Source organism: Candidatus Omnitrophota bacterium, assembly GCA_030688425.1.
In the GTDB taxonomy this organism is placed as follows: domain Bacteria; phylum Omnitrophota; class Gorgyraeia; order Zapsychrales; family JANLHA01; genus JAUYIB01.
The window spans coordinates 385,345-407,168 of record JAUYIB010000012.1 but is presented as its reverse complement, the minus strand read 5'-3'; the positions used below and the strand labels follow the sequence as shown (position 1 = coordinate 407,168).

At 57.3% G+C, this 21,824-nt stretch carries 22 protein-coding genes and 1 tRNA gene; all 23 read left to right on the top strand.

What is annotated here, in order from left to right; translation table 11 throughout:
• Positions 1–232: 232 nt before the first annotated feature.
• Positions 233–1,246, top strand: coding sequence for a tetratricopeptide repeat protein (locus tag Q8Q08_03000; GenBank protein ID MDP2652979.1), 1,014 nt, complete (start codon positions 233–235; stop codon positions 1,244–1,246).
• 40 nt (positions 1,247–1,286) lie between these two features.
• Positions 1,287–2,144: a 4-(cytidine 5'-diphospho)-2-C-methyl-D-erythritol kinase gene (ispE, locus tag Q8Q08_02995; protein ID MDP2652978.1), complete on the top strand. Its 858-nt coding sequence runs from the start codon at positions 1,287–1,289 to the stop codon at positions 2,142–2,144.
• Positions 2,145–2,270: 126 nt separating this feature from the next.
• Positions 2,271–2,690 carry a septation protein SpoVG family protein gene (locus Q8Q08_02990; protein MDP2652977.1) on the top strand — a complete coding sequence of 140 codons (420 nt, stop codon included), beginning with the start codon at positions 2,271–2,273 and terminating at the stop codon, positions 2,688–2,690.
• A gap of 102 nt (positions 2,691–2,792) precedes the next feature.
• Positions 2,793–2,864, top strand: a tRNA-Gln gene (locus Q8Q08_02985).
• A gap of 205 nt (positions 2,865–3,069) precedes the next feature.
• The gene (locus Q8Q08_02980) at positions 3,070–4,314 is read left to right on the top strand and encodes an NTP transferase domain-containing protein (GenBank protein ID MDP2652976.1); all 1,245 of its coding nucleotides are present in this window, start codon (positions 3,070–3,072) and stop codon (positions 4,312–4,314) included.
• A 27-nt stretch (positions 4,315–4,341) separates the two neighbouring features.
• The gene (locus Q8Q08_02975; protein MDP2652975.1) at positions 4,342–5,301 is read left to right on the top strand and encodes a ribose-phosphate pyrophosphokinase; all 960 of its coding nucleotides are present in this window, start codon (positions 4,342–4,344) and stop codon (positions 5,299–5,301) included.
• A 105-nt stretch (positions 5,302–5,406) separates the two neighbouring features.
• A complete protein-coding gene (locus tag Q8Q08_02970; GenBank protein MDP2652974.1) occupies positions 5,407–6,132 on the top strand; it encodes a 50S ribosomal protein L25 in 726 nt (241 codons plus the stop codon).
• A gap of 68 nt (positions 6,133–6,200) precedes the next feature.
• Positions 6,201–6,782 (top strand): aminoacyl-tRNA hydrolase, encoded by a 582-nt coding sequence (gene pth / locus Q8Q08_02965; GenBank protein MDP2652973.1) that lies wholly within the window; start codon positions 6,201–6,203, stop codon positions 6,780–6,782.
• Positions 6,775–7,062 (top strand): 30S ribosomal protein S6, encoded by a 288-nt coding sequence (gene rpsF, locus Q8Q08_02960; GenBank protein MDP2652972.1) that lies wholly within the window; start codon positions 6,775–6,777, stop codon positions 7,060–7,062. Before pth ends, rpsF begins: the two co-directional genes overlap by 8 nt.
• 80 nt (positions 7,063–7,142) lie before the next feature.
• Complete coding sequence (gene ssb / locus Q8Q08_02955) at positions 7,143–7,604, top strand: single-stranded DNA-binding protein (GenBank protein ID MDP2652971.1); 462 nt, start codon at positions 7,143–7,145, stop codon at positions 7,602–7,604.
• A gap of 38 nt (positions 7,605–7,642) precedes the next feature.
• Positions 7,643–7,945, top strand: a complete 303-nt coding sequence (rpsR, locus tag Q8Q08_02950) for a 30S ribosomal protein S18 (protein ID MDP2652970.1) — start codon at positions 7,643–7,645, stop codon at positions 7,943–7,945.
• Between the two features lie 122 nt (positions 7,946–8,067).
• On the top strand, positions 8,068–8,511 hold the full coding sequence (gene rplI, locus Q8Q08_02945) for a 50S ribosomal protein L9 (protein MDP2652969.1): 444 nt from the start codon (positions 8,068–8,070) through the stop codon (positions 8,509–8,511).
• Entirely contained in the window at positions 8,493–9,824 is a 1,332-nt protein-coding gene (gene dnaB, locus Q8Q08_02940; protein MDP2652968.1) for a replicative DNA helicase, read from the top strand. Before rplI ends, dnaB begins: the two co-directional genes overlap by 19 nt.
• 124 nt (positions 9,825–9,948) lie before the next feature.
• Positions 9,949–12,258 carry an outer membrane protein assembly factor BamA gene (bamA, locus tag Q8Q08_02935; protein ID MDP2652967.1) on the top strand — a complete coding sequence of 770 codons (2,310 nt, stop codon included), beginning with the start codon at positions 9,949–9,951 and terminating at the stop codon, positions 12,256–12,258.
• Positions 12,259–12,361: 103 nt separating this feature from the next.
• Entirely contained in the window at positions 12,362–12,880 is a 519-nt protein-coding gene (locus tag Q8Q08_02930; GenBank protein ID MDP2652966.1) for an OmpH family outer membrane protein, read from the top strand.
• 102 nt (positions 12,881–12,982) lie between these two features.
• Positions 12,983–14,047 (top strand): UDP-3-O-(3-hydroxymyristoyl)glucosamine N-acyltransferase, encoded by a 1,065-nt coding sequence (gene lpxD / locus Q8Q08_02925; protein ID MDP2652965.1) that lies wholly within the window; start codon positions 12,983–12,985, stop codon positions 14,045–14,047.
• Entirely contained in the window at positions 14,044–15,411 is a 1,368-nt protein-coding gene (gene lpxC, locus Q8Q08_02920; GenBank protein MDP2652964.1) for a UDP-3-O-acyl-N-acetylglucosamine deacetylase, read from the top strand. The genes lpxD and lpxC overlap by 4 nt, the downstream gene beginning before the upstream one ends.
• A 103-nt stretch (positions 15,412–15,514) precedes the next feature.
• Positions 15,515–16,300: an acyl-ACP--UDP-N-acetylglucosamine O-acyltransferase gene (gene lpxA, locus Q8Q08_02915; GenBank protein MDP2652963.1), complete on the top strand. Its 786-nt coding sequence runs from the start codon at positions 15,515–15,517 to the stop codon at positions 16,298–16,300.
• Positions 16,301–16,417: 117 nt separating this feature from the next.
• Entirely contained in the window at positions 16,418–17,227 is an 810-nt protein-coding gene (gene lpxI, locus Q8Q08_02910; protein ID MDP2652962.1) for a UDP-2,3-diacylglucosamine diphosphatase LpxI, read from the top strand.
• Between the two features lie 135 nt (positions 17,228–17,362).
• Positions 17,363–18,829 (top strand): lysine--tRNA ligase, encoded by a 1,467-nt coding sequence (lysS, locus tag Q8Q08_02905; protein ID MDP2652961.1) that lies wholly within the window; start codon positions 17,363–17,365, stop codon positions 18,827–18,829.
• 94 nt (positions 18,830–18,923) lie between these two features.
• Positions 18,924–20,117 carry an ABC transporter permease gene (locus tag Q8Q08_02900; GenBank protein MDP2652960.1) on the top strand — a complete coding sequence of 398 codons (1,194 nt, stop codon included), beginning with the start codon at positions 18,924–18,926 and terminating at the stop codon, positions 20,115–20,117.
• 94 nt (positions 20,118–20,211) lie between these two features.
• Positions 20,212–20,901 carry an ABC transporter ATP-binding protein gene (locus Q8Q08_02895; protein MDP2652959.1) on the top strand — a complete coding sequence of 230 codons (690 nt, stop codon included), beginning with the start codon at positions 20,212–20,214 and terminating at the stop codon, positions 20,899–20,901.
• Between the two features lie 54 nt (positions 20,902–20,955).
• On the top strand, positions 20,956–21,819 hold the full coding sequence (gene ilvE / locus Q8Q08_02890; protein MDP2652958.1) for a branched-chain-amino-acid transaminase: 864 nt from the start codon (positions 20,956–20,958) through the stop codon (positions 21,817–21,819).
• Positions 21,820–21,824: the final 5 nt, after the last annotated feature.

The following is a 21,824-nucleotide window of genomic DNA, read 5'->3' as shown; positions in this document are numbered from 1 at the left end:
GCAGCCTTGATTTGCGACAGCAAATCATGAGGGGTCATGAGTGTCCCGGCGGTCCTGCCTTATGGCGGGTCAGCCAGGGTTAAAATAACAGGGGTTGATCTTATGCCTTGCGGAAGAAAAAGAAAGTTAAGAAAAATCCGGACGCACAAGAGGAAGAAGCTCAGAAAATCTCTCCGCCATCTGAAGAAGAGAGACTGGGCGTAGTCCTGCTGCGAAGGATTTTTCAGCCGACATGCGACTCCCTATGCCATCAAGGCCGTACCTCTATATAATGGGTGTGCTCGGTGCGTGCTTTTTTTCGTCGTCGGTCCTGGCTTTCCAGCCGGACGACAACAAGGCCCGGAGCATCGCCCATTACACCATGGGGGTGATCCGCGATTTTGAAGGCGCCACCGAGGATGCCATCGCGGAATTCGAGAAGGCCGCGGAATACGACAACGCCAATTACGCGGTCCACCTGCGCCTCGGCGCCGATTATGCCCGTATCGGAAAATTGGACGGGGCCATCAGCGAACTGCAGCTGGCCCTGAAGCAGGATCCCGTCAACGTCCAGGCCCGGTATCTGCTCGCCCTCATTTATTCCACCCAAAAAGAATTCGACAAGGCCGCCCAGGAATACGAACTCATCCTGAAATCGTTCACCACGGTCGAGCCCGAGAACATCGAGATCTACGGTTATCTCGGCCAGCTGTATTATTCCCAGAAACAGTACGACAAAGCGATCCAGCAGTTTGAGACCATCCTCCAGATCGATCCCAAGAACGACGAGGTGATGTTTCTCCTCGGGGCCCTGTATCTGGAGGCCAATGACCGTCCGAAGGCGCTGGAAATGTTCTCCAAGGCCGTCGAGGTGAATCCCGACAACGACGGCTGCCTGAATTCCCTGGCGTATCTTTACGCCGAGGACGGCATTCAACTGGACAAGGCCCTGGAGATGGTGGAGCGGGCCGTGAGCATCGACCCTGACAACGGCGCCTACCTCGACAGCCTTGGGTGGGTTCATTTCAAGAAGGGGAATTACGAGGAGGCCTTGAAATTTCTCAAAGAGGCCGACAGCCGTCTTGAGGACCCGGTGATCAACGAGCATATCGGCGACGTTTACTACAAGCTCAATCAGCAGGATAACGCCAAAAAGTACTGGGGCCGGTCCCTGGAGCTTGATCCCGACCAGAGCCACCTTAAGGAAAAGATCCGCGAGCTGGACAAGCCGCAGGCCGCTGTCCCGAACCAGGTCTCATCGAAATAGGTCTTCCCGACGCCGGCGCCCGGCCGGCGCCTTTCTGACCATGAACCGCATCGTCCTTCGATCTCCCGCCAAGCTGAACCTCATCCTGAAAGTCCTTAACAAAAGGCCGGACGGTTATCATAATTTGAAGACCGTTTTTGAGCGCATCGATCTCTGCGATGACATTGTCCTGGAGCGCAATTCCAGCGGAAAGATCCGGATCCTTTGCCCCGACCCGCAGGTGCCCAAAGGACCCAAAAATCTGGTTTACCGTGCGGCCCGGACGCTGCAGATGGATTGTGGCTGCCGTTACGGGGTGACGGTCCGCATCCGGAAGCGGATACCGGTGGCAGCCGGGTTGGCCGGAGGTTCAAGTAACGCGGCGACAACCCTTTTGGGGCTTAATCAAATCTGGGGCCTGCGGCTGTCCCGGCCGAAGCTCCTGGATTACGCCCTGCGGATCGGCAGCGACGTCCCGTTTTTCCTGATGGACTGCCGGTGGGCCCTGGGAGAGGGGCGGGGAGAGCAGCTCACAAAGCTCAATATCCCCACAAGGTTATGGCATGTTCTCGTCGTTCCCCGGGTCAAAATTTACACCAAAGAGGTCTTTGTCCGCCTGAATTTAGAGTTGACAAAGACAATCGATAATGTTAATATTCTTACTCAATCTTTAATAAATAAAGATTATCAGAGGATGAAAGGGCTGTTGTCCAACGATTTGGAGAGCAGTATCCTGGCCATCCGCCCTCAGCTGGCTGTGCTCAAGCGCAGGCTGGCGGCCCTGAACACGCTGGACGTGAGTTTTTCGGGGAGCGGGCCATCGGTATTTGGCATAACGAATTGTGAAAAAGACGCCAGGGCAATCCAGGCGATCCTCCGTCGAAAGTATAGCCGGGTTTTTGTCGCGCAGACAGCTTGAGCCGTATCGGATGCGAGGGGAAAGGCAAATAGGGCGCCGGATATTTCCCTTCAGAGGGAAGACCGGAGATTTTAAGACGATTCCCCGTGGCATGGCTGGAGACTTTGAAGACAGAGGAGGGCGCGTATGCAGATCACCGAGATCCGCGTGTTCCTGAAAGAGGGGCAGGACAAGAAACTCAAGGCCTATACGACCGTGACATTTGATAACGAGTTTGTCGTCCGTAACATCAAAGTCATCCAGGGCTCGACGGGCATGTTCATCGCCATGCCCTCCCGCAAGCTCAAGGTCCCCTGCCCGAAGTGCCGTTTCAAAAACGAGCTCGGCGGCAAATTTTGCAGCCAGTGTGGCGCTTCCCTCCCCGTTCACACGGAAGACAGTCTCCAGAAAGACGCGAAAGCGGAGCACCGTGACATCGCCCATCCCATCACCCAGCGGTTTCGGGAGTACATCCAGACAGAAATTCTTGGGGCTTATAAGAAAGAACTGGAACATCATCCGCACGGGACTTCCCAGTCGGGAGGTTTCCATGAAGGAGACGACTGACAGGTTGGCGTTTGAGGGAACGGAAAGAACCGGTTTCGCCACGCACGATTCCTCGCTTGAAAGCTGACCTTTTTATCCCGCGATCCGAATTGAAAGAACTCTTGCCCGGTGGTGTAACTGGTAACACACGAGACTTTGGATCTCGCTATCCAGGTTCGAGCCCTGGCTGGGCAGCTGAACTGGGTGCGCAGAGAAGTGATTTTTTGAAGGATCATTTTGGAAACACGAAGGCTCGAACCTGAAGGGGGTTCGGGAGAGTCCTTTCCCCCGGGTTTTCGGGGTAACAGCGACGAGCCATGGCTGGGCAGTGGTTCGATGATAGCGTTGATTCGAAGAAATTTATTATTGCTTAGAAGATCTTGAATTCGAAAGAGCGAACATGAACACGATCATTCTCGCGGCAGGCAAGGGCACCCGGATGAAATCCGGCACGCCGAAGGTTCTTCATCCGGTGTGCGGCAGGCCTCTGCTCCGCTATGTCCTTGATGTCGTCCAAAGCGTCGGCTCTTTGAAAATCTGCGTTGTCATCGGCCATCAGGGCGAACATGTGCGCCGGTTCCTGGGAAAGGGTATTTTGACGGTGGTCCAGCGCCGGCTGCTCGGAACCGCGGACGCCGTGCGTTGCGCCCAGAAAATCCTCAGGAGCAGTTCCGGGGACGTGTTGATCCTCTGCGGGGATACTCCTTTGTTGAAAAAAGAAACGGTCCGGTCGCTGGTCAGGAAATTCCGCCGGACAAAAGCCGACGGCATTGTGCTGACGGCCGAGGTGGGCGATCCTTCCGGTTATGGCCGGATCGTCCGCGACTGGCAGGGCCGGATGACGGCCATCCGCGAGGAAAAGGACGCCACCGAGGAAGAGCGCAGGATCCGGGAGATCAATGTCGGCGTGTACTGTTTCAAGGCCAGGGCGTTGTCCGCCGCGCTGAAAAAGGTCAAACTCAACCCCGTCAAAAAAGAATATTATCTGACCGACGTCATCGGGGTTTTGTCCCGCCGGGGAGCGAAGATCGAGACCTATCTCACGGGCGAGCCGCAGGAGGGCTGGGGCGTCAACTCGCGCGAAGACCTGGCCGCCGCCCAACAGGTTTTGCGGCAGAGATTTTTGAGATACTGGATGGCCGAAGGGGTCACGATCGAAGATCCCCAGACGACATTTGTTGAAGCGGACGTACGGATCGGACGCGACACGGTGATCCGGCCGTTCACGGTGATCGAGGGCAACGTCCGGATCGGGAGCCGCTGCGTGATCGGGCCGTTTACGCATCTCCGCCCCGGGACGCGGCTGGCCGACGAGGTCCAGATCGGGAATTTCGCGGAAGTCTCCCGGAGCCGCCTGGGGACGAAGACGCTCATGAAACATTTCAGTTTTGCCGGGGACGCCGAGATCGGCCGCCATGTGAACATCGGGGCGGGCACGGTCACGGCGAATTATGACGGAAAAAATAAGAACAAGACGGTGATCAAAGACAACGCCTTCATCGGATCGGATTCGATCCTGGTCGCGCCGGTCAAGGTCGGCCGAGGGGCGATGACCGGGGCCGGTTGCGTGGTTAAGAAGGGCCAGGTTGTTCCGGATGGCGGCGTGATTGTCGGCGTGCCGGGGCGGATCATCAAAAAAATTTAATTTTGCAACAACAGAGGGAGATTCTTCATGAACGGTTTGGCGATTTTAACCGGAAATGCCAACATCCAGCTGGCCCAGGACATCGGCAAGTGCCTGAACGTCCCTTTGGCCGAGGTGTTTGTCGGGCGTTTCAGCGAGGGCGAAATCCGCATTCAGATCAAGGAGAACATCCGGGGCAAGGATGTCTTCATTGTCCAGCCGACGTGCCCTCCGCCGAATGAAAGCTTGATGGAACTGCTGATCCTCATCGACGCCGCCCGCCGGGCTTCAGCGAAAAGGATCACAGCCGTGCTGCCGTTTTACGGGTACGCCCGCCAGGACCGCAAGGATCAGCCTCGCGTTCCCATCACAGCCAAGCTGGTGGCGAACCTGATCAACGCGGCCGGCGCGGACCGTGTCCTCACGATGGATTTGCACGCCAGCCAGATCCAGGGATTTTTTGATATCCCGGTGGACCACCTTTACGGGATCAATGTGCTGTGCGATTATTTTGAAAAACACATGAAGGTCGACCGCAAGAATCTGGTCGTGGTGTCCCCGGACATCGGCAGCATCAAGATGGCGCGGGCGTATTCCAAGCGCCTGGAAGCGGACTTCGCGGTCATCGACAAGCGGCGCTCGGGACCGGAGCAGGTCGAGGCCCTGAACATCCTGGGCGACGTGAAGGGCAAGGTCACGCTTCTGGTCGACGACATGGTCGCCACCGCCGGTTCCCTGGTCGAGGCCGCTTCGGCGCTCAAGGAGCGCGGGGTCACGACCGTCTACGCCGCCATCAGCCACGGGATTTTTTCCGGCAGCGCGCTGGAGAAGATCCGCAAATGTGAAATTTTAAAGAACATCATCATTACGGACAGCATCCCCTGCCAGGCGCTCAAGGAGAATCCGAAAGTCCGGATCGCTTCCGTGGCGCCCTTGCTGGCCGAGGCCGTCCAAAGGATCCATAACGAGGAATCGATCAGCTCGTTGTTTGAAGAGACAAAAGGTTAAATGATCGGAATCGAAAGCGACCGAACGCGGCGAGAGGCCCGGATGTTCAATGACGGGCGACCGAGCGCTGCGAGGAAGTCCTAAGCGAAGTCGAAGGAGAGAGACATGGAAGAGATCAAATTGGACGTTCTTGTGAGAAGTGAAATCGGAAGCCGCCGCATCAAGGGCATCCGCCGGGAGAATTTCGTCCCGGCCGTCCTGTACGGCGAAGGGCAGAAGGCCACCGCCATCAAGGTCGACCGCAAGATCTATGAGCGTATCCGCCGCCAGCACCACGGCGAGAACATCATTTTTCACATCAATGTCCTGGAGGGTGAGAAAAAGCTCAAGGACTATCCCGCGATCGTCAAAGAGGAACAGCTCAACCCCGTCACCGACGAGGTTTTGCACATCGATTTCAACCAGATCTCCCTGAAAAAGAAGATCACGGTCAAGGTGGCCCTGGTCGCCAAAGGCGAGCCGGTCGGCGTCAAGCGCGACGGCGGGTCTTTGAGCCACATGCTGTGGGAACTGGACATCGTTTGCCTCCCGACGCAAATTCCGCACCACATCGAGGTCGAGGTGAGCAAGCTGGAGATCAGCGACTCGATCCATGTGAAGGACATCGTTCTCCCCGAAGGAGTTGCCGCCAAGAACGACCCCGAAACCATCGTTCTGACCGTGGTTCCTCCGATGAAAGAAGAGGCCCCGTCCGCGGAAGCAGGCGCAGAGGCCAAGGCCGAACCGGAAGTCATCAAGGAGAAGAAGCCGGAAGCCGGCGAGAAGAAGGCGGAAGAGGGCGGCGAGGCCAAGGCCGATCCCAAGAAGGAAGCGAAGAAGGACGCAAAGTAAGCATGGCGGGGGGATGACCGTAAGGTCAGACCGTGTGCGTATCCCATAGGAAGAAAGCCTTGGATGGTTTGAAACTGATCGTTGGGTTGGGCAATCCCGGGCGGGAATATCAGAACACCCGCCATAATATCGGTTTTCGCGTTGTGGATCATCTGGCGTGCGGCGCCGGTTTGAAGTTTGCCGAGAGTCGGGCATGCCGCGGGTTGATGGCCGAAGGGGAAATAGAGGGCCAGCGGTGCTGTCTTCTCCTGCCTCTGACGTACATGAACCATTCGGGCCAGGCGGTCCGTGATGTGGTCCGCAAAAAGAATGTCGTTCTTTCGGACATGCTGGTGGTTTGCGACGATTTTCATCTGGATTTCGGCCAGATGCGGATCCGCAAGAGCGGCAGCGGCGGAGGCCATAACGGTTTGAGTTCCATCATCGATCTTGTGGGCAGCAATGAATTCCCCCGGCTAAGGGTCGGGATCGGGACCCCGCCCCGGCGGGAAGAGGTCACCGAGTTTGTGCTGGGCGCCTTCGATGCCGGCGAGCGCAAGGGTTTGAACGGTTTGATCGAGGACGCGGCCCGGTGTTGTGGGGAGTGGCTGAAAAACGATATTAGTCAAGTGATGAGTCAATTCAATAAAAAAGGAAAAGAACATGAATAAGTACGAATTGGTGGTTATTTTGGATGCGAACGCCCCGCAGGAAGAAAAGGATGCCGTGATCAAGGAAACCACGGATGCCATCGCCAAGGGGGAAGGCAAGATCATCAACAGCCAGGTCTGGCTGGACAAACAGCGGATGAGTTTCCGCATCCAGAAGAAATCCGAGGGGACCTATTACGTCATCAATTTTGAATCGGCCCCGTCTTTTATCGTCAAACTCAGGCAGAATCTCCGTCTTAATGAGAGGATCCTGCGGACCCTGCTGCTCGCGACGCATTGAGCTGGCTCCCCGGGATGAGATCCAACAGGTTTTGAGACTTTTTCGGGATAGTGTGATATCAGGATGGGAGGGGTCGACACATGGCGAATTTGAACAAGGTTTTTTTGATCGGGAACCTGACGCGCGATCCGGAGCTTCGCTATACACCGGCGGGCGTGGCGGTGGCGAATTTGGGTTTGGCCGTGAATCGCAGGTTCCGCGATAAGAGCGGCGAGTTGAAGGAAGACGTGTGTTTTTTGACGATGACGGTGTGGGACAAGCAGGCCGAGGCCTGTTGCCAGTATTTGAAGAAGGGAAGCCCGGTCTTTGTCGAAGGCGTTTTGCAGTCGCGTTCCTGGGAAACCCAGGACGGGCAAAAGCGCAGCACCATCGATGTCCGCGCTGAACGGGTCCAGTTCTTGGGAAAATTCACGCCGGGCGCGGGCAAGCCGGAGGACGCCTTGGCCGCCGATGTGGAACAGCCGTCGGACAACACCGCGGCCGCGACAGCGGTCCCTTTCGGCGATACGATCAATCCTGAGGATGTCGCCTGGGACCAATGAAGTTTTGAGAGTTCAATCAAACCAGAGGAGGTTGCAGGGTGGAAAATAGACGCAATAGTCGCAGTAGCAGCAGCAACAGCAGGACCGGCGGTAAACAGCGCAGGGACCGTGGTTCGGCCCGGCCGAGGTCGGCCAGGCCGTCCAAATATACGCTTCCGCCGGACGTGAAAATTGAGTACAAGAATCTGGCCCTTCTGCAGCGTTTTACCACCGAACGGGGGAAGATCGTTTCCCGCCGGCTGTCGGGCCTGAACGCGCATAAGCAGCGCGAGATGGGGCTGGCCATTAAATGGGCCAGGTATCTCGGGCTTTTACCCGTCGGCGCCAAGCGCCGGCAATAAGCAATCATGGCCCCCGCCGCTTTGCTTTGCAAAGCGAAACGCGGGGGTCAATTCGCGTGGATGAGTTATGTCGCCCGTCAAGCAGGGCTCCATAACTCATGCGCTCATTGAGGAGAGACATCATGGAAGTGATTTTGTGTCAGGATGTGCCCAAATTGGGCAAGGTCGGAAAGCTCGTGAAAGTGAAGGACGGCTATGCCCGGAATTATCTGCTGCCCCGGAAGCTGGCCTGCGCGGCCACGCCGGCCAATTTGAAGGTCGTTGAGCACCGGAAAGCCAAGATCGAGGCCGAGAATAAGAAGAAGGTGGACGAGGCCCAGGCCGTGGCGGACAAACTCAACAAGGTCTCCTGCACCGTGGCCGTCGAGGTCAACGACCTCGAGAAGATGTACGGGTCCGTGACGGAAATCGACATCGCCAGGGCCCTGGACGTCGAAGGGTTCCCCGTTGACAAAAAATCCATTGTTCTTGAAAAGCCGATCGAGGAATTGGGAATTTTTGAAATCCCCATCAAGCTTCATCCGGAAGTGACAGCCAAGATACGGTTATGGGTCACCAAGAAGTAAGAATCCCCCCGCAGAACGCGGAAGCCGAGAAGTCCGTCCTGGGGGCCATGCTCATCGATGAGGAAGCCATCGGGACCGCGATCGAGATCCTTGACGAATCGTGGTTCTATGATGACGCCCACCGGAAGATCTACGCCGCCGTCGTCGACCTCTACAACAACCGCAAGAACGTCGACCTGATCACGCTCACCAGCAAGCTCCGGGACGATGGGCATCTGGGCGAGGTCGGGGGAGAGACGTACCTCACCTCGATCATCGACATGGTGCCCACCGCGGCCAATGTCGAGCATTACGCGAATATCGTCAAGGAAAAGGGGATCCTGCGCCGGCTCATCCACAACTCGACCGAGATCGTCAACAGCTGTTACGAGCCCCGGCAGGACATCCACGGCACCCTGGACACCGCCGAACGGCTGATCTTCGAAATTGCCGACCTGAAACACCGCCAGCCTTCCATCCATATCAAGGAACTCGTCAAGAAGACCATCGAGACGATCGACACCCTTTATCAGCGCAAAGAGTACATCACGGGCCTGCCCACGACGTTCACGGAGTTCAACCGGATGACCTCGGGGCTCCAGCCGTCGGACCTGATCATCGTGGCCGGCCGGCCGTCCATGGGCAAGAGCGCCTTCGCCGCTTCCATCGCCGAGTATATCGGGATCGAGAAGAAGATCCCCGTGGCCTTTTTCAGCCTGGAAATGTCCAAGGAGCAGCTTGTTCAGAGGATGCTTTGTTCCCAGGCCAGGGTTGACGCCCACAAGGTGCGTTCCGGATTTCTGTCCCCGTCCGATTGGCCGAAGCTGACGGCCGCGGCCGGCAAGCTGTCCAATTCGGCCATTTTTATCGATGATACCCCGGCGATTTCGGCCATGGAACTGCGCGCCAAGGCCAGGCGACTGAAATCCCGCCACGATATCCAGCTGATCGTCCTGGATTACCTGCAGCTGATGCGCGGGTCCACCAAAACCGACAGCCGCCAGCAGGAGATCTCCGAGATTTCCCGTTCGACCAAGGCCCTGGCCCGCGAACTCCATATCCCCATCATCGCCTTGAGCCAGTTGTCCCGGGCCGTGGAAAGCCGCGAAGGCAACAGGCCGCAGCTTTCCGACCTTCGGGAATCCGGCGCCATCGAACAGGACGCGGACCTGGTCATCCTGATGGTGCGGGAGGAGTATTACCGCCCCACAGAGGAGAACAAGGGGATCGCCGAGATCATCATCGCCAAACAGCGCAACGGCCCGGTGGGCACGATCAAACTCACGTTCATTAAAGAATATATGAGGTTCGAAAATCTTGCACATGTGGATTGACAGCCCGCGGCAGAATCCCTATAATCAGGTCATGTCGAAATTTTTCTCGCTAACTTTTTTCGTAGCTTGCGTTTTCGCTTCTGTTCCAACCGTTTCAGCCCAACCGGCGGTCAATCAGGAAGCGGTGGAGCCTCCTGAAAAGGCCCCGGCCGCCGCTCCTGCCGTCCCCAAGGCCCCTGACGCCCAGGAACCGCCCCCTGCCGTTTCCCCGGAAAAGAAAAAAGTGGTCAAATCCATTGAGATCAAGGGGAACAAGTCCATCAGCCTGCCGACGATCCTTGCCAAGATCAAGACCAGGGCCGGCCAGGAATATCTCCAGAGCGTTATCAGCGACGATATCAAGCGTCTTTACAACACCGGGTTCTTTTCGGACGTGCGGGTGGACCGCGAGGATTTTGAGGGCGGCTTCAAGGTCCTTTTTTACGTGACGGAAAAATCCATCGTGGACAAGATCACGTTTTCCAAGCTTCGCTATTTCAACCCTAAGGGGATCGTCAAAAAACTGAAGTCCAAAAAAGGAAAGTTCCTCGACAACAAAGAGCTCAATGACGACGTCCGCACGATCGAGGACATGTATACCAAGAAAGGGCTGACCAGCGTCTCCGTGACGGTGGAGACCGAGCGCGACGAACTGAACAACAAGACCGCGATCCATTTCGTCATTAAGGAAGGCGTGCGGATCAAGGTCAAACGGATCCGGATCAAAGGCAACACCGCTTTTAAGGACAAACGGATCATGAAGGTCATCAAGACCCGTCCCGACTCGCTGTTTACCTCCGGCTATCTGAAGAAGGACATCCTGGCCGAGGACATGGACCGTATCAAGGCCTTCTATGAGAGGGAAGGGTTCATCGACGCGACCGTGAGCCATGAATTGGAGGAGATGACCCCGTCCCGGCTGATCGTCCGGATCAATATTGAAGAAGGCAAGCGTTATTATGTCGAAAAGATCACCCTGTCCGGCAACAAGGTCGCGGACGACGATGAGGTCATCGCCGTGATGAATGAAGTCAAGGTCGGAGGGATCTTCAGCCGCGACAAGCTGACCGTTGACCTGTCCAGCATCCGCACGCTGTATTTCGATAAGGGTTACATCTTCGCCAATGTCCGCGAATCCACGTCCCTGAATCCTGACACCGGCAAGGTCGAGGTCAAGCTGGATGTCGAAGAGGGAAATCTGGCGTATGTCAACCGGATCAAGATCCAGGGCAACGACCGGACCCGCGACATTGTCATCCGCCGGGAGATGAGGCTTTACCCGGGGGACCAGTTCGACGGCGAGAAGCTGCGCCGCAGCAAGCAGCGCCTGCAGAACCTCGGGTATTTCGAAGACATCAGTTACGACATTGAAGACACGGACTCGCCCAGCAAGAAGGACCTTGTTGTCCAGGTGAAAGAGGCCAAGACCGGGACCTTCAGTTTCGGCGGCGGTTACAGCACGATCGATCAGTTGGTGGGCTTTGTCGAGGTGGAACAGAAAAATTTCGACTTCACGAATTTCCCGACGTTCACCGGCGGCGGCCAGAACCTCCTCTTGCGCGCGGAATCCGGGTCCACCCGGAACAACATGCGCCTGAGTTTCACCGAGCCGTGGCTGTTCGATTACCCGATCTCCGGCGGCTTTGATGCCTACCGGTCCGAGCGCAGCCGGGAACGGGACGTCGGTTATGCCTATGACGAAAAGCGCACCGGCGGGGACATCCGCTTCGGCAAACAATTCACGGAATATTTCTCCGGCAGCGTGATGTACGGCCGTGAGAACGTCACCATCGACAATTTTGAGGCCAATGTTTCGGCAGACCTTCTGGCCGAGCAGGGCAAAAACACCATCAGCCGGGTGAGCTTCAACCTCTCGCGGGACAGCCGCGACAGCGTGTTCAACCCGACCAAGGGGCTGTACCTCAGCGGGACGGCGGACGTGGCCGGCGGGCCTTTCGGCGGGGACAAAGATTTTATGCGTTTCACCCCGCGGGCGAGTTATAATATTCCGTTCAAATTTGATTCCGTCCTGGAGTTCCGCGTCCTGGCCGGCTTTGCCGACGCCTATGGCGACAACAGCAAGGTCCCGATTTTCGAGCGGTACTTTGCCGGCGGCGCCCGGACCATCCGCGGTTACAACGAGCGCAAGGTCGGCCCGCTGGACCCGGTGACCGAGGACCCTCTGGGCGGCGAGAGCATGCTGGTCGGCAACATCGAATACACGATCCCTATCATCGACTTCCTGAAATTGGCGACGTTTTTCGACACCGGGAACGTCTGGTCGAAAGTGGATGACTTCGGCACCGGGGATTTCAAGTCCGGCTTCGGCCTGGGCCTGAGGGTCAAGACCCCCATCGGGCCGATCAACCTGGACTACGGTTATCCATTGAGCGACGAACCCGGTGAGGAAGACAAGTCGGGGAAATTTTATTTTAGCGTGAGCCGCGGATTCTGATCCCCGTCCCTTTGCCTGGGGAGCCAAAGCGGAGGGACAGTGCCCGTTGCCCAGCAAATCTTGCCTTAACAGTTCAGCAAAATCAACACAAGGAGGAGTTCAAGTGAAGACGTTAAGACTTTTGATGACAGCCGCCGTGTTTTCGGTGTTCCTGACGGGTGTGGCGATGGCCCAGACCCCGATGAAGATCGCGACCATGGACCTGAGCAAGGTGTTCGACAATTATGAGAAGACCAAGGCCTATGACACCGAGTTCGAGGCCAAATACAAGGCCGTCGAGCAGGATCGCAACCAGAAGATCGAGAAGCTGAGGGAGGCCAATAACAAGCTGGCCCTGGTCAAGGAAGACGAGAAGATGAAACTGCAGAAAGAGATCGACCAGATGACCAGCGAACTGCGCGATTACGACCGCCAGAAGGAGATCGATTTTCAGAAAGAGCGCAACGACAAGGTCCGCGAGATACTCCTGGAAGTTGAGAAAGTGGTCAGCGAGTATTCCAAGGCCGAGAAGATCGATATCGTCCTCAATGACCGGGTCTTGATTTACGGCAATGAGATCTTGGACATTTCCGAAACGATCCTGAATAAACTCAACGAGAGTTACAACAAGGCCGCCAAGTAGTTTCTCCGGGGCGGGTCGGAATTTTTTTGCGTCGCAAGGGCCTTCCCGGGCACCTGCGACGCAAATTTATTAAACCCCGGAGCTGGACGGCAGGAATGGGACATGGAAAAAACGGGTCTTCATAAAACGTTGGGGGATATCGCCCTCTTGATCGGGGGGGACGTGGTCGGGGACCCCTCTGTCTCCATCACCGGGATTTCCGGCATCAAAGAGGCCCGGGACGGTGACCTCGCGTTCGTCGCCCATGCCAAATATTTTCACTTGATCGGAAAGACACGGGCCGCGGCCGTGATCGCGCCCCGCGGCACCTCTGCGGCGCAAAAACCTTTGATCCTCACGGACAATCCGTCCCTGGCGTTCTCCAAGGTTATATCCCTTTTGTCGGAGATCCCGGCGCCGCGGCTTTCCGGGATCCATCCCACCGCGGTGATCGCCAAGGACGCCGTTCTCGGCAAAGACGTCGCTGTCGGGCCGCACGTCGTCATCGAAAGCGGGGCGGAGGTCGGCGATAAGACCGTTGTTTTCAGCGGCTGTTACATCGGGTCCAGGACCGTCATCGGCCAGGGCGGCCTGATTTATCCGAACGTCACGATCCGGGAGGGGCTTTCTATCGGCGACCGGGTCATCATCCACAGCGGCGCCGTGATCGGGGCTGACGGATTCGGATTTATTTCGGTCGATGGAAAACATGAGAAGGTCCCCCAAGTCGGGACCGTGGTCATCGGGGACGACGTGGAGATCGGCGCCAATGTCACGATCGACCGCGCGCGGTTTGACAAAACCGTCATCGGGCGGGGGACGAAGATCGACAACCTTGTCCAGATCGCGCACAACGTGCGCATCGGCGAGAATTGCCTCATCGTGTCCCAGGTCGGCATCTCCGGCAGCACGACGATCGGGAACAATGTCACCATCGCCGGCCAGGTCGGCCTGGCGGGGCACCTGACCGTTGGCGATAACGCCGTTGTCGCTTCCAAATCCGGCGTTGCGGGCGATATCCCGGCCAACACCACGGTCTGGGGCATCCCGGCCAAGGAGATGGGGCTGGCGAAACGGGTCAACGCCTGCGTTCAGCGTCTGCCGCAGTATGTGAAGATCCTCAGCGAATTAAAAAAGAAAATCGAAGAGCTGGAGAACAGGCTCAAGGAATCGGAACGCCGGGGTTGATTCCTCCGGCAATCGCCAAGGCCATGACAGATCCTCAGAAAACCATCAGAAGCGAATTTTCCCTGAAGGGGGTGGGATTGCACACGGGCAATGCCGCCGAAGCCCGCTTCAAACCGGCGCCGCAGGACCACGGGATCTCTTTTGTCCGCACCGACCTTCCGGGCCGCCCTGTTGTCAAGGTGGGGCCGGACAGTATCCTGGGGGAGGCCCCTCTGCCCCGCTGTACGACCATCGGCCGCCAGCCGGCCCTCATTCACACCGTCGAGCACATGATGAGCGTCCTCTGCGGCCTGGGGATCGACAATCTGATCGTTGAAATCAACAACAACGAACTGCCGGGCCTGGACGGGAGCGGTTTGGAATATTTGAAGGCGTTGAAGGCCGTCGGCGTCCTGGAGCAGAAGGCCGCCCGGCAATATTTTGACGTCAAAGAGCCCGTCGGCGTTTGCCGGGACGGGGCGTCGATCTTTGTCGTCCCGGACCCGGAATTCAAGATTTCTTATGTTTTGGATTACCCGAACCCGTTCTTGAGGTCACAGTTTTTTTCCACAACGGTGACGGGCGAGATTTTCGAGCGCGAGATCGCGCCCTGCCGAACGTTTTGCCTGGAAGAGGAAGCCAAGCGCCTGCAGTCCAGCCAGCTGGGGCTGGGGGCGAATTATCAGAACACGCTTGTCGTCGGGGAAAAAGGCGTCATCAATAATCAGGTGCGGTTCCCCGATGAATTTGCCCGGCACAAGGTCCTGGATTTCATCGGCGATTTGTATCTTTTGGGAAAGCCCATCCGCGGCCAGGTGTTCGCGGTCAAGAGCGGGCACACGCTCAATATCGCCCTGTTGAAGAAACTTTCCAGCGGACAGCCGTCCGTCCCGACGGAACCGGCGGCGCCCTTTGTCCCGCAGATCCCCGGGGACAGCGTCCGAGCCCTCACGATCGAGCAGATCATGCAGATCCTCCCTCACCGTTATCCGTTCTTGCTGGTGGACCGGGTCACGGAGATGGAGAAGGGGAAAAGGGCCGTCGGGATCAAGAACGTCACGATCAACGACAACTTTTTCGAAGGCCATTTCCCCTCCCGCCCGATCATGCCCGGTGTTCTCATGGTCGAGGCCCTGGCCCAGCTGGGCGGCATCGTGGTCCTGACCGATGAAAAACATCGCGGACAGCTGGCCCTGTTCATGGGCGCCGACAGCGTGAAATTCCGCAAGCTTGTCGTTCCCGGCGACCAGCTTGTCCTGGACGTGTCCGTGGTCCGAGACCGGTCCCGAACCGCCGTGATCCACGGAGAAGCCCGCGTCAACGGCGAAATCGTCACCGAAGCCGACATCCTCGTGTCCTTCACAGATAATACTTTTCTTAATTGAGCTTTCCATCCTCTTTGTGTATAATGGGTTTCAATGTCGTGGGGAGGCCCGCCGGGACTCTCGGGGCCTCACGTCTAAAAAATTTCGAGCAGGAAAGGGATCCATGGAAGGACTGAACATTCACAAGACCGCGGTCGTTAATCCGGACGCCAAGCTTTCTCCCGGCGTGACGGTGGGGGCCTATTCCATCGTCGGGTCGGACGTCACCATCGGTGACAACGTCAAGATCGGGGACCATTGCGTGATCGACGGCCAGACCACGGTCGGCAAGAACAGCCAGGTCTTCACCGGCGCCATCATCGGCAGCGCCCCCCAGGACAAGAAATACTCCGGCCAGGACAACGTCTATCTCACCATCGGCGAAAACAACATCATCCGCGAATATGTGACCATCAACACCGGGACCGTCGAGGGCGGAGGCAAGACCGTCATCGGCAAGAACAACCTGCTGATGGCGTATTCCCATGTGGCCCATGACTGCGTGATCGGCAACAATTGCGTCATGGCCAACGTGGGGACGCTGGCCGGCCATGTGACGCTTGAAGACAACGCGATCGTCGGCGGGTTGACCGCTGTCCATCAGTTTGTCCGGCTGGGCCGCCTGTCGATCGTGGGAGGCTGTTCCAAGGTCGTCCAGGACATCCCGCCGTTTTCCATGTGCGACGGACATCCGGCCAAAGTTTACAACCTGAATCTCGTCGGATTGAAGCGCGCGAACGTGTCCCTGAAGACCGTCAACGTCCTGAAAAAGGCGTTTAAGATTTTGTTTTTTTCCGGGCTTTCCAAGACACACGCCATCGCCCAGCTTGAGAAAGATCTGGAGCCGTGCCCGGAGGTCGAGCACCTCATCTTCTTCGCCAAGATGACCAAACGCGGGTTGTGCAGCTGAACCCCGTTTTCTGGGGTGAAGTCCCGAGCGACCGAGCGCCAGCGAGGGAGCCGAGGGATTGAGTCCCTTCCTCATTAAAATTTTAATCTCCGCGGTGCAGTTCTTTCCATCACGATTATGCCCATCCAACCCATCGGCCTGATCGCCGGCAACGGCAAATTTCCCATCCTTTTCGCCCGTGCGGCCAAAGCCCAGAACATGAGAGTTGTGGCGGCCGCCATTCGCGGGGACACCTCGTGGCTCATCAAGCCGTTTACCGACCGCCTGGCCTGGTTCAAGGTCGGCGAGCTCAAGAAACTTTTTCAATATTTCCGGGACGAAGGGGTGAAGCAGGTGATCATGGCTGGCCAGGTCAACCCCGGGAACCTTTTCGATGAGACCGTTGAGCTGGACCAGGAATTCCAGGTGCTTCTCCAGGCCCTCCGGGACAGAAAGGCCGACACGATTTTCAAGGCCATCGCCGACAAATTGCGGGAGCACGACCTTGAGCTTCTGGATTCCACTCTGCTTTTGAAAGATTATATGGCCCCGCAAGGGACCCTGACCAAGCGCGGCCCCACGGAGAGCGAACTGGCGGACATGGAGTTCGGCCGCACCATTGCCAAGGCCATGGGCGGGCTGGACGTGGGCCAGACCGTTGTGATCAAGGAAAAAGCCATCGTGGCCATCGAGGCCATGGAGGGCACCGACCGCTGTATCCTGAGGGGGGGGGCCATCGCCCGTCAGGGGGCGGTCGTGGTGAAAATGAGCAAGCCCAAGCAGGACGAGCGTTTCGACGTCCCGGTGATCGGTCCGCGGACGATCAAGCACATGATCCGGGCCAAGGCCGGTTGTATCGCCATCGAGGCCCAGAAAACCCTCATCATCGACCGGCCGGTCTGCATTCAGATGGCCAACCGGGCCGGAATCTGCGTGGTCGCGTCCTAGCGTCAGCCGTTTCCTGAAGAATCTGTCCGAACCGCAAGCGTTTGGCTTCCGTTGACACCCTCCGGCTTTTTCTATATAATGAAGCGTTTTAATAAATAGTATTAGTATATATTCACGTTCCTCAAAGGACATTTTATGGAAATCGATGATATCAAAGGGATACGGATCGGCAAGCTGAAGAACCTTCAGGCCAAGGGCGTTGTGCCTTACGGCCGGAAATTTGTCTGCACCCATTCCGTGGCAGAGGCCCTCAAGGGGTTCGAGGAGGAAAAAGAAGTGGTTGTGGCCGGCCGGATCATGGCCAACCGCAAGCACGGCAAAGTCCTCTTCATGGATCTCAAGGACCAGACCGGGAAAATGCAGCTCTATGTCAAAGCCGACCACCTGCCGGCAGACCAGTTTGCCATTTTCGAAGAGCTCGACCTCGGCGATATCATCGGCGTTAAAGGCACCCTCTTTACGACCAAGACCGGCCAACAGAGCGTCCGCGTTTCCGAGGTGACGGTCTTGTCCAAGTCCCTGATGTGCCTGCCGGAGAAATGGCACGGCCTCAAGGACGTGGAGATCCGCTACCGCCAGAGATACGTGGACCTGATCGCCAACGATCCTGTCCGCGACCTTTTTATCAAGCGCAGCAAAATCGTCACCCGGATCCGTTCGTTCCTGGATCAGCGCGGGTTTCTGGAAGTGGAAACGCCCATGCTCCAGCCCCTGCCGGGCGGGGCCAGGGGCCGTCCCTTCAAAAGCAAGCACAACGCTTACGACATGGACGTGTACATGCGCATCGCCCCGGAATTGTACCTGAAGCGGCTTCTCGTCGGCGGGCTTGAGAGGGTTTATGAAATGAACCGGAATTTCCGCAATGAAGGCATCTCCACGCGCCATAATCCGGAATTCACCATGCTCGAGGTTTACCAGGCCTACGCCGATTTCGAGGACATGATGAAACTCACCGAAGATCTTATCAGCACCCTGGCCAAGGAGGTCACCGGCTCTTACCAGGTCCCTTATCAGGGGCAGACCATTGATTTCACCCCGCCCTGGAAGCGCAAGTCGTTCGCCGGCCTGGTCAAGGAAAAGTTCGGCATCGATCCCGAGGACGACGCGGCGGCCATGCTTAAGAAGGTCAAGGCCGTCAAAGGCGAGCGGGTGAAGGTCGAGGCCCTGACCCGGTCGGGGATCATGAAGATCGTGGAAGAGGCCCTGGAGGAGGGCGCGACCATGGACCCGTTGTTCATCGTGGATTATTTCGCTTTCCTGTCCCCGCTGGCCAAGACGTTCCCGGACCGTCCGGCGATTGCCCAGCGTTTTGAATGTTTCGTCGCCGGGATGGAGGTCGGCAACGCCTACACCGAGTTGAACGACCCCCAGGAACAGCGCCAGCGGCTGATCGAAGATTTGAAGGACGACACGGAAACCGGGCTGCGGACATTCGATGAGGATTTCGTCAATGCTTTGGAATACGGCATGCCGCCGGCCGGCGGGCTGGGGATCGGCATCGACCGCCTGGTCATGCTTCTGACCGACGCTCCGTCGATCCGGGACGTGATCCTGTTCCCGCTCTTGAAGCCGCATGAGGAGAAAGAAAATAGGAGCACATGAGCACAAGGACACACGGGCGCAAAAGGCAGGATAAAACATTCGTGTTTTTGATTACGCGTGTCCCTGTGTCCGTGCGCTCAGAAGGATTTTTCTTATGAATTACGAGAACTGGATCAGCTATCGGTATTTGATCGCCAGCAAGGGGCGGTTCCTGACGTTTTTGAATTTCATTTCGATCGCCGGGGTTGCCGTCGGCGTCGCCGCTCTCATTGTGGTGACCGGCATTATGACCGGGTTCGGCAACAATCTGCGCAATAAGATCATCGGCACCACCCCGCACGTGGCCATCGAGAAAGAGACCGGGATCCGCGATTATGAGGCTGTCATGAGGCAGGTCCGCGGCCTGGCCGGAGTGAAAGGCGTTTCAGGGTATATCCAGGGGAATATTTTTATCGAAGAAGAGGGCCAGGCCCTCGGGCTTGTGATCCGGGGCATCAATCCCTCGACCGAACCCCAGGTCACCCAGGTTCAGGAATACGTGGTGGAGGGAGACCTGGCGGGGTTGTCCAAAGGCGGGATCGTCATCGGCAACGAGCTGGCGCGTTATTTCGGGTATTCTTTGGGCGATAAGGTGACTCTGATCGCCCCGGGATCAGGCATGGCCGGGCGGGGCTGGCGGTTTGAGCTGCCGATCACCGGGATTTTTAACACCGGCATGGTGGACTACGACATGAAGCTGGTCGTGGTGGATCTCAAAAAGGCCCAGGAGATTCTTAACATCCCGTCCGACAAGGTGTCCGGCATCGGCGTCAAGATCGATAACCCGTACGACGCCAGGGAGGTGAAGCAGGCCGTTTATGACGCCTTGGGTTACAGCTTTCTGGTGAAGACCTGGATCGACGTGAACCGCAACCTTTTCGAAGCGCTGTTCCTGGAGAAGTGGGGGCTATTCATCGTCCTCACCCTGATGGTCTTGGTGGCGTCGTTCAATATCGTGAGCACCCTGGTCGTGACCGTGACGAGCAAGATCCACGACATCGGCATCCTGCAGTCCTTCGGCGTGCCGCAGAAATCCATCCGGAGCATCTTCACCAAGCAGGGGATCCTGATCGGCGTCCTCGGGACATTCTGGGGAGTTGTCAGCGGCGTGGGGCTGAGTTATCTTTTGAGGACTTACATCAAGGTCCCGGCGGAAATTTATTCGATCGACCATGTGCCGGTGGAACTGCAATTGTCGGACCTTCTGGCGATCGTGACCGCGGCCCTGGTGATCAGTTACGTGGCCAGCATTTATCCGGCGGCCAAGGCCGCCCAGCTCCAGCCGGTGGAGGCGTTGAGGTACGAATAGAGACTGCGGCCCGGTCCTGCGGACGGAACGGCAAGTTGGTTCAGTTTGGTGTTTCCTTTTGTATAAACTTATGTAAAATGAAGGATGGGATCCGGTGCTGGAAGCGCGTAACATCCAAAAGGTTTACCGTCAGAACGGCAGCGAGTTGCGCGTTTTGAAAGGAATCGATCTCAAGATCGAAAAGGGCGGCGTTCACGCGGTTGTGGGACCGTCCGGGGCCGGCAAATCGACCCTGTTGCACATCCTGGGAGGGCTGGACAAGCCCACACAGGGCGAGGTCCTTCTGGATGACCGGAACATTTACAAGCTCAACGACGGTGAAAGGGCCAAGATCCGCAACCTGAAGATCGGGTTCATTTTTCAGTTTTATCACCTTTTGCCGGAATTCACCGCCCTGGAAAATGTCATCCTGCCTGCGCTGGTCAAGGCCGATCTGAGGAACTCGGACGAATTGAAGGGCAAAGGCGAGCGGCTGCTGGAGCGGGTGGGGCTGCAGGCCCGCATGTCGCACAAGCCCAATCAGCTTTCCGGCGGAGAACAGCAGCGGGTCGCCATAGCGCGGGCCCTGGTGAACGAGCCTGCCATCATTTTCTGCGATGAGCCGACCGGCAACCTGGACTCCGAGACCGGTGAGGCGATCATCGATCTTCTCATGGAACTCAACGCCCGCAACCAGCAGACCCTCCTGATCGTCACGCACGACGAAGGGATCGCGCGGCGGTCGCACAAGACCATTCATATGAAGGACGGCATGTTGGTGCCGTTGAACCCGGCGCATCTTTAATCCCGCTTCGCGGGACTTTCAAACGTGAAACTTTAGCAAGCAGGAGAAGACATCATGAAAATTTATATCAACGGCCGATTTGTGGACAAAGAAGACGCCAAGGTGTCCGTGTACGATCACGGGTTCCTTTACGGCGACGGGGCCTTTGAGGGCATCCGCTCCTATGGCCGGCTTGTGTTCAAGCTCAAGGAGCACGTGGACCGGCTTTATGAAACAGCCCATACCCTGATGATCGAGATCCCGCTGACCCGCGTTCAGATGGCCAAGGCCATCGTGGACACGCTCAAGGAAAACAAGCTCGACGACGCCTATATCCGGGTGGTGGTGAGCCGGGGGGAAGGGGACCTGGGGCTGGACCCCCGCAAATGTTTCGGCAAGCCGAACACCATCATCATCGCCGACAAAATTACGCTCTATCCCGCGGAACTTTACAAAAAAGGGCTTGAGATCATCACCGTGCCAACGGTGCGCAACCATCCCGAGGCGCTCAACCCGCGGCTGAAATCGCTCAACTACCTCAACAATATCCTGGCGAAGATCGAGGCGAATAATTCGGGGTACCTGGAAGCGATCATGCTGGACAACCACGGGTTTGTGGCCGAGTGCACGGGCGACAATATTTTTATGGCCAAGAACGGCGTCCTGTCAACGCCGTCCCAGGGCCGCCTGAGCGGGATCACCCGCGACGCCGTGCTGTCGCTGGCCGCGGAGCACAAGATCAAAACGCTGGAGACCCATATCACGCGCCACGAGCTGTATAACGCCGACGAATGTTTTCTGACCGGCACGGCGGCCGAGATCATCCCGGTGGTGAAGATCGACGGCCGGCTTGTCGGCAACGGCAAGCCCGGAGCTTTGACGTTGAAACTTTTGCAGTGGTTCCACACCATCACCCGGCAGGACGGAATCCGGTACTAAGGCCG

Coding starts and splice junctions, on each gene's coding strand:
- Q8Q08_03000 (MDP2652979.1), top strand. CDS start 233: ATGCGACTCCCTATGCCATCAAGGCCGTACCTCTATATAATGGGTGTG.
- ispE (MDP2652978.1), top strand. CDS start 1,287: ATGAACCGCATCGTCCTTCGATCTCCCGCCAAGCTGAACCTCATCCTG.
- Q8Q08_02990 (MDP2652977.1), top strand. CDS start 2,271: ATGCAGATCACCGAGATCCGCGTGTTCCTGAAAGAGGGGCAGGACAAG.
- Q8Q08_02980 (MDP2652976.1), top strand. CDS start 3,070: ATGAACACGATCATTCTCGCGGCAGGCAAGGGCACCCGGATGAAATCC.
- Q8Q08_02975 (MDP2652975.1), top strand. CDS start 4,342: ATGAACGGTTTGGCGATTTTAACCGGAAATGCCAACATCCAGCTGGCC.
- Q8Q08_02970 (MDP2652974.1), top strand. CDS start 5,407: ATGGAAGAGATCAAATTGGACGTTCTTGTGAGAAGTGAAATCGGAAGC.
- rpsF (MDP2652972.1), top strand. CDS start 6,775: ATGAATAAGTACGAATTGGTGGTTATTTTGGATGCGAACGCCCCGCAG.
- ssb (MDP2652971.1), top strand. CDS start 7,143: ATGGCGAATTTGAACAAGGTTTTTTTGATCGGGAACCTGACGCGCGAT.
- rplI (MDP2652969.1), top strand. CDS start 8,068: ATGGAAGTGATTTTGTGTCAGGATGTGCCCAAATTGGGCAAGGTCGGA.
- dnaB (MDP2652968.1), top strand. CDS start 8,493: ATGGGTCACCAAGAAGTAAGAATCCCCCCGCAGAACGCGGAAGCCGAG.
- lpxD (MDP2652965.1), top strand. CDS start 12,983: ATGGAAAAAACGGGTCTTCATAAAACGTTGGGGGATATCGCCCTCTTG.
- lpxA (MDP2652963.1), top strand. CDS start 15,515: ATGGAAGGACTGAACATTCACAAGACCGCGGTCGTTAATCCGGACGCC.
- lpxI (MDP2652962.1), top strand. CDS start 16,418: ATGCCCATCCAACCCATCGGCCTGATCGCCGGCAACGGCAAATTTCCC.
- lysS (MDP2652961.1), top strand. CDS start 17,363: ATGGAAATCGATGATATCAAAGGGATACGGATCGGCAAGCTGAAGAAC.
- Q8Q08_02900 (MDP2652960.1), top strand. CDS start 18,924: ATGAATTACGAGAACTGGATCAGCTATCGGTATTTGATCGCCAGCAAG.
- ilvE (MDP2652958.1), top strand. CDS start 20,956: ATGAAAATTTATATCAACGGCCGATTTGTGGACAAAGAAGACGCCAAG.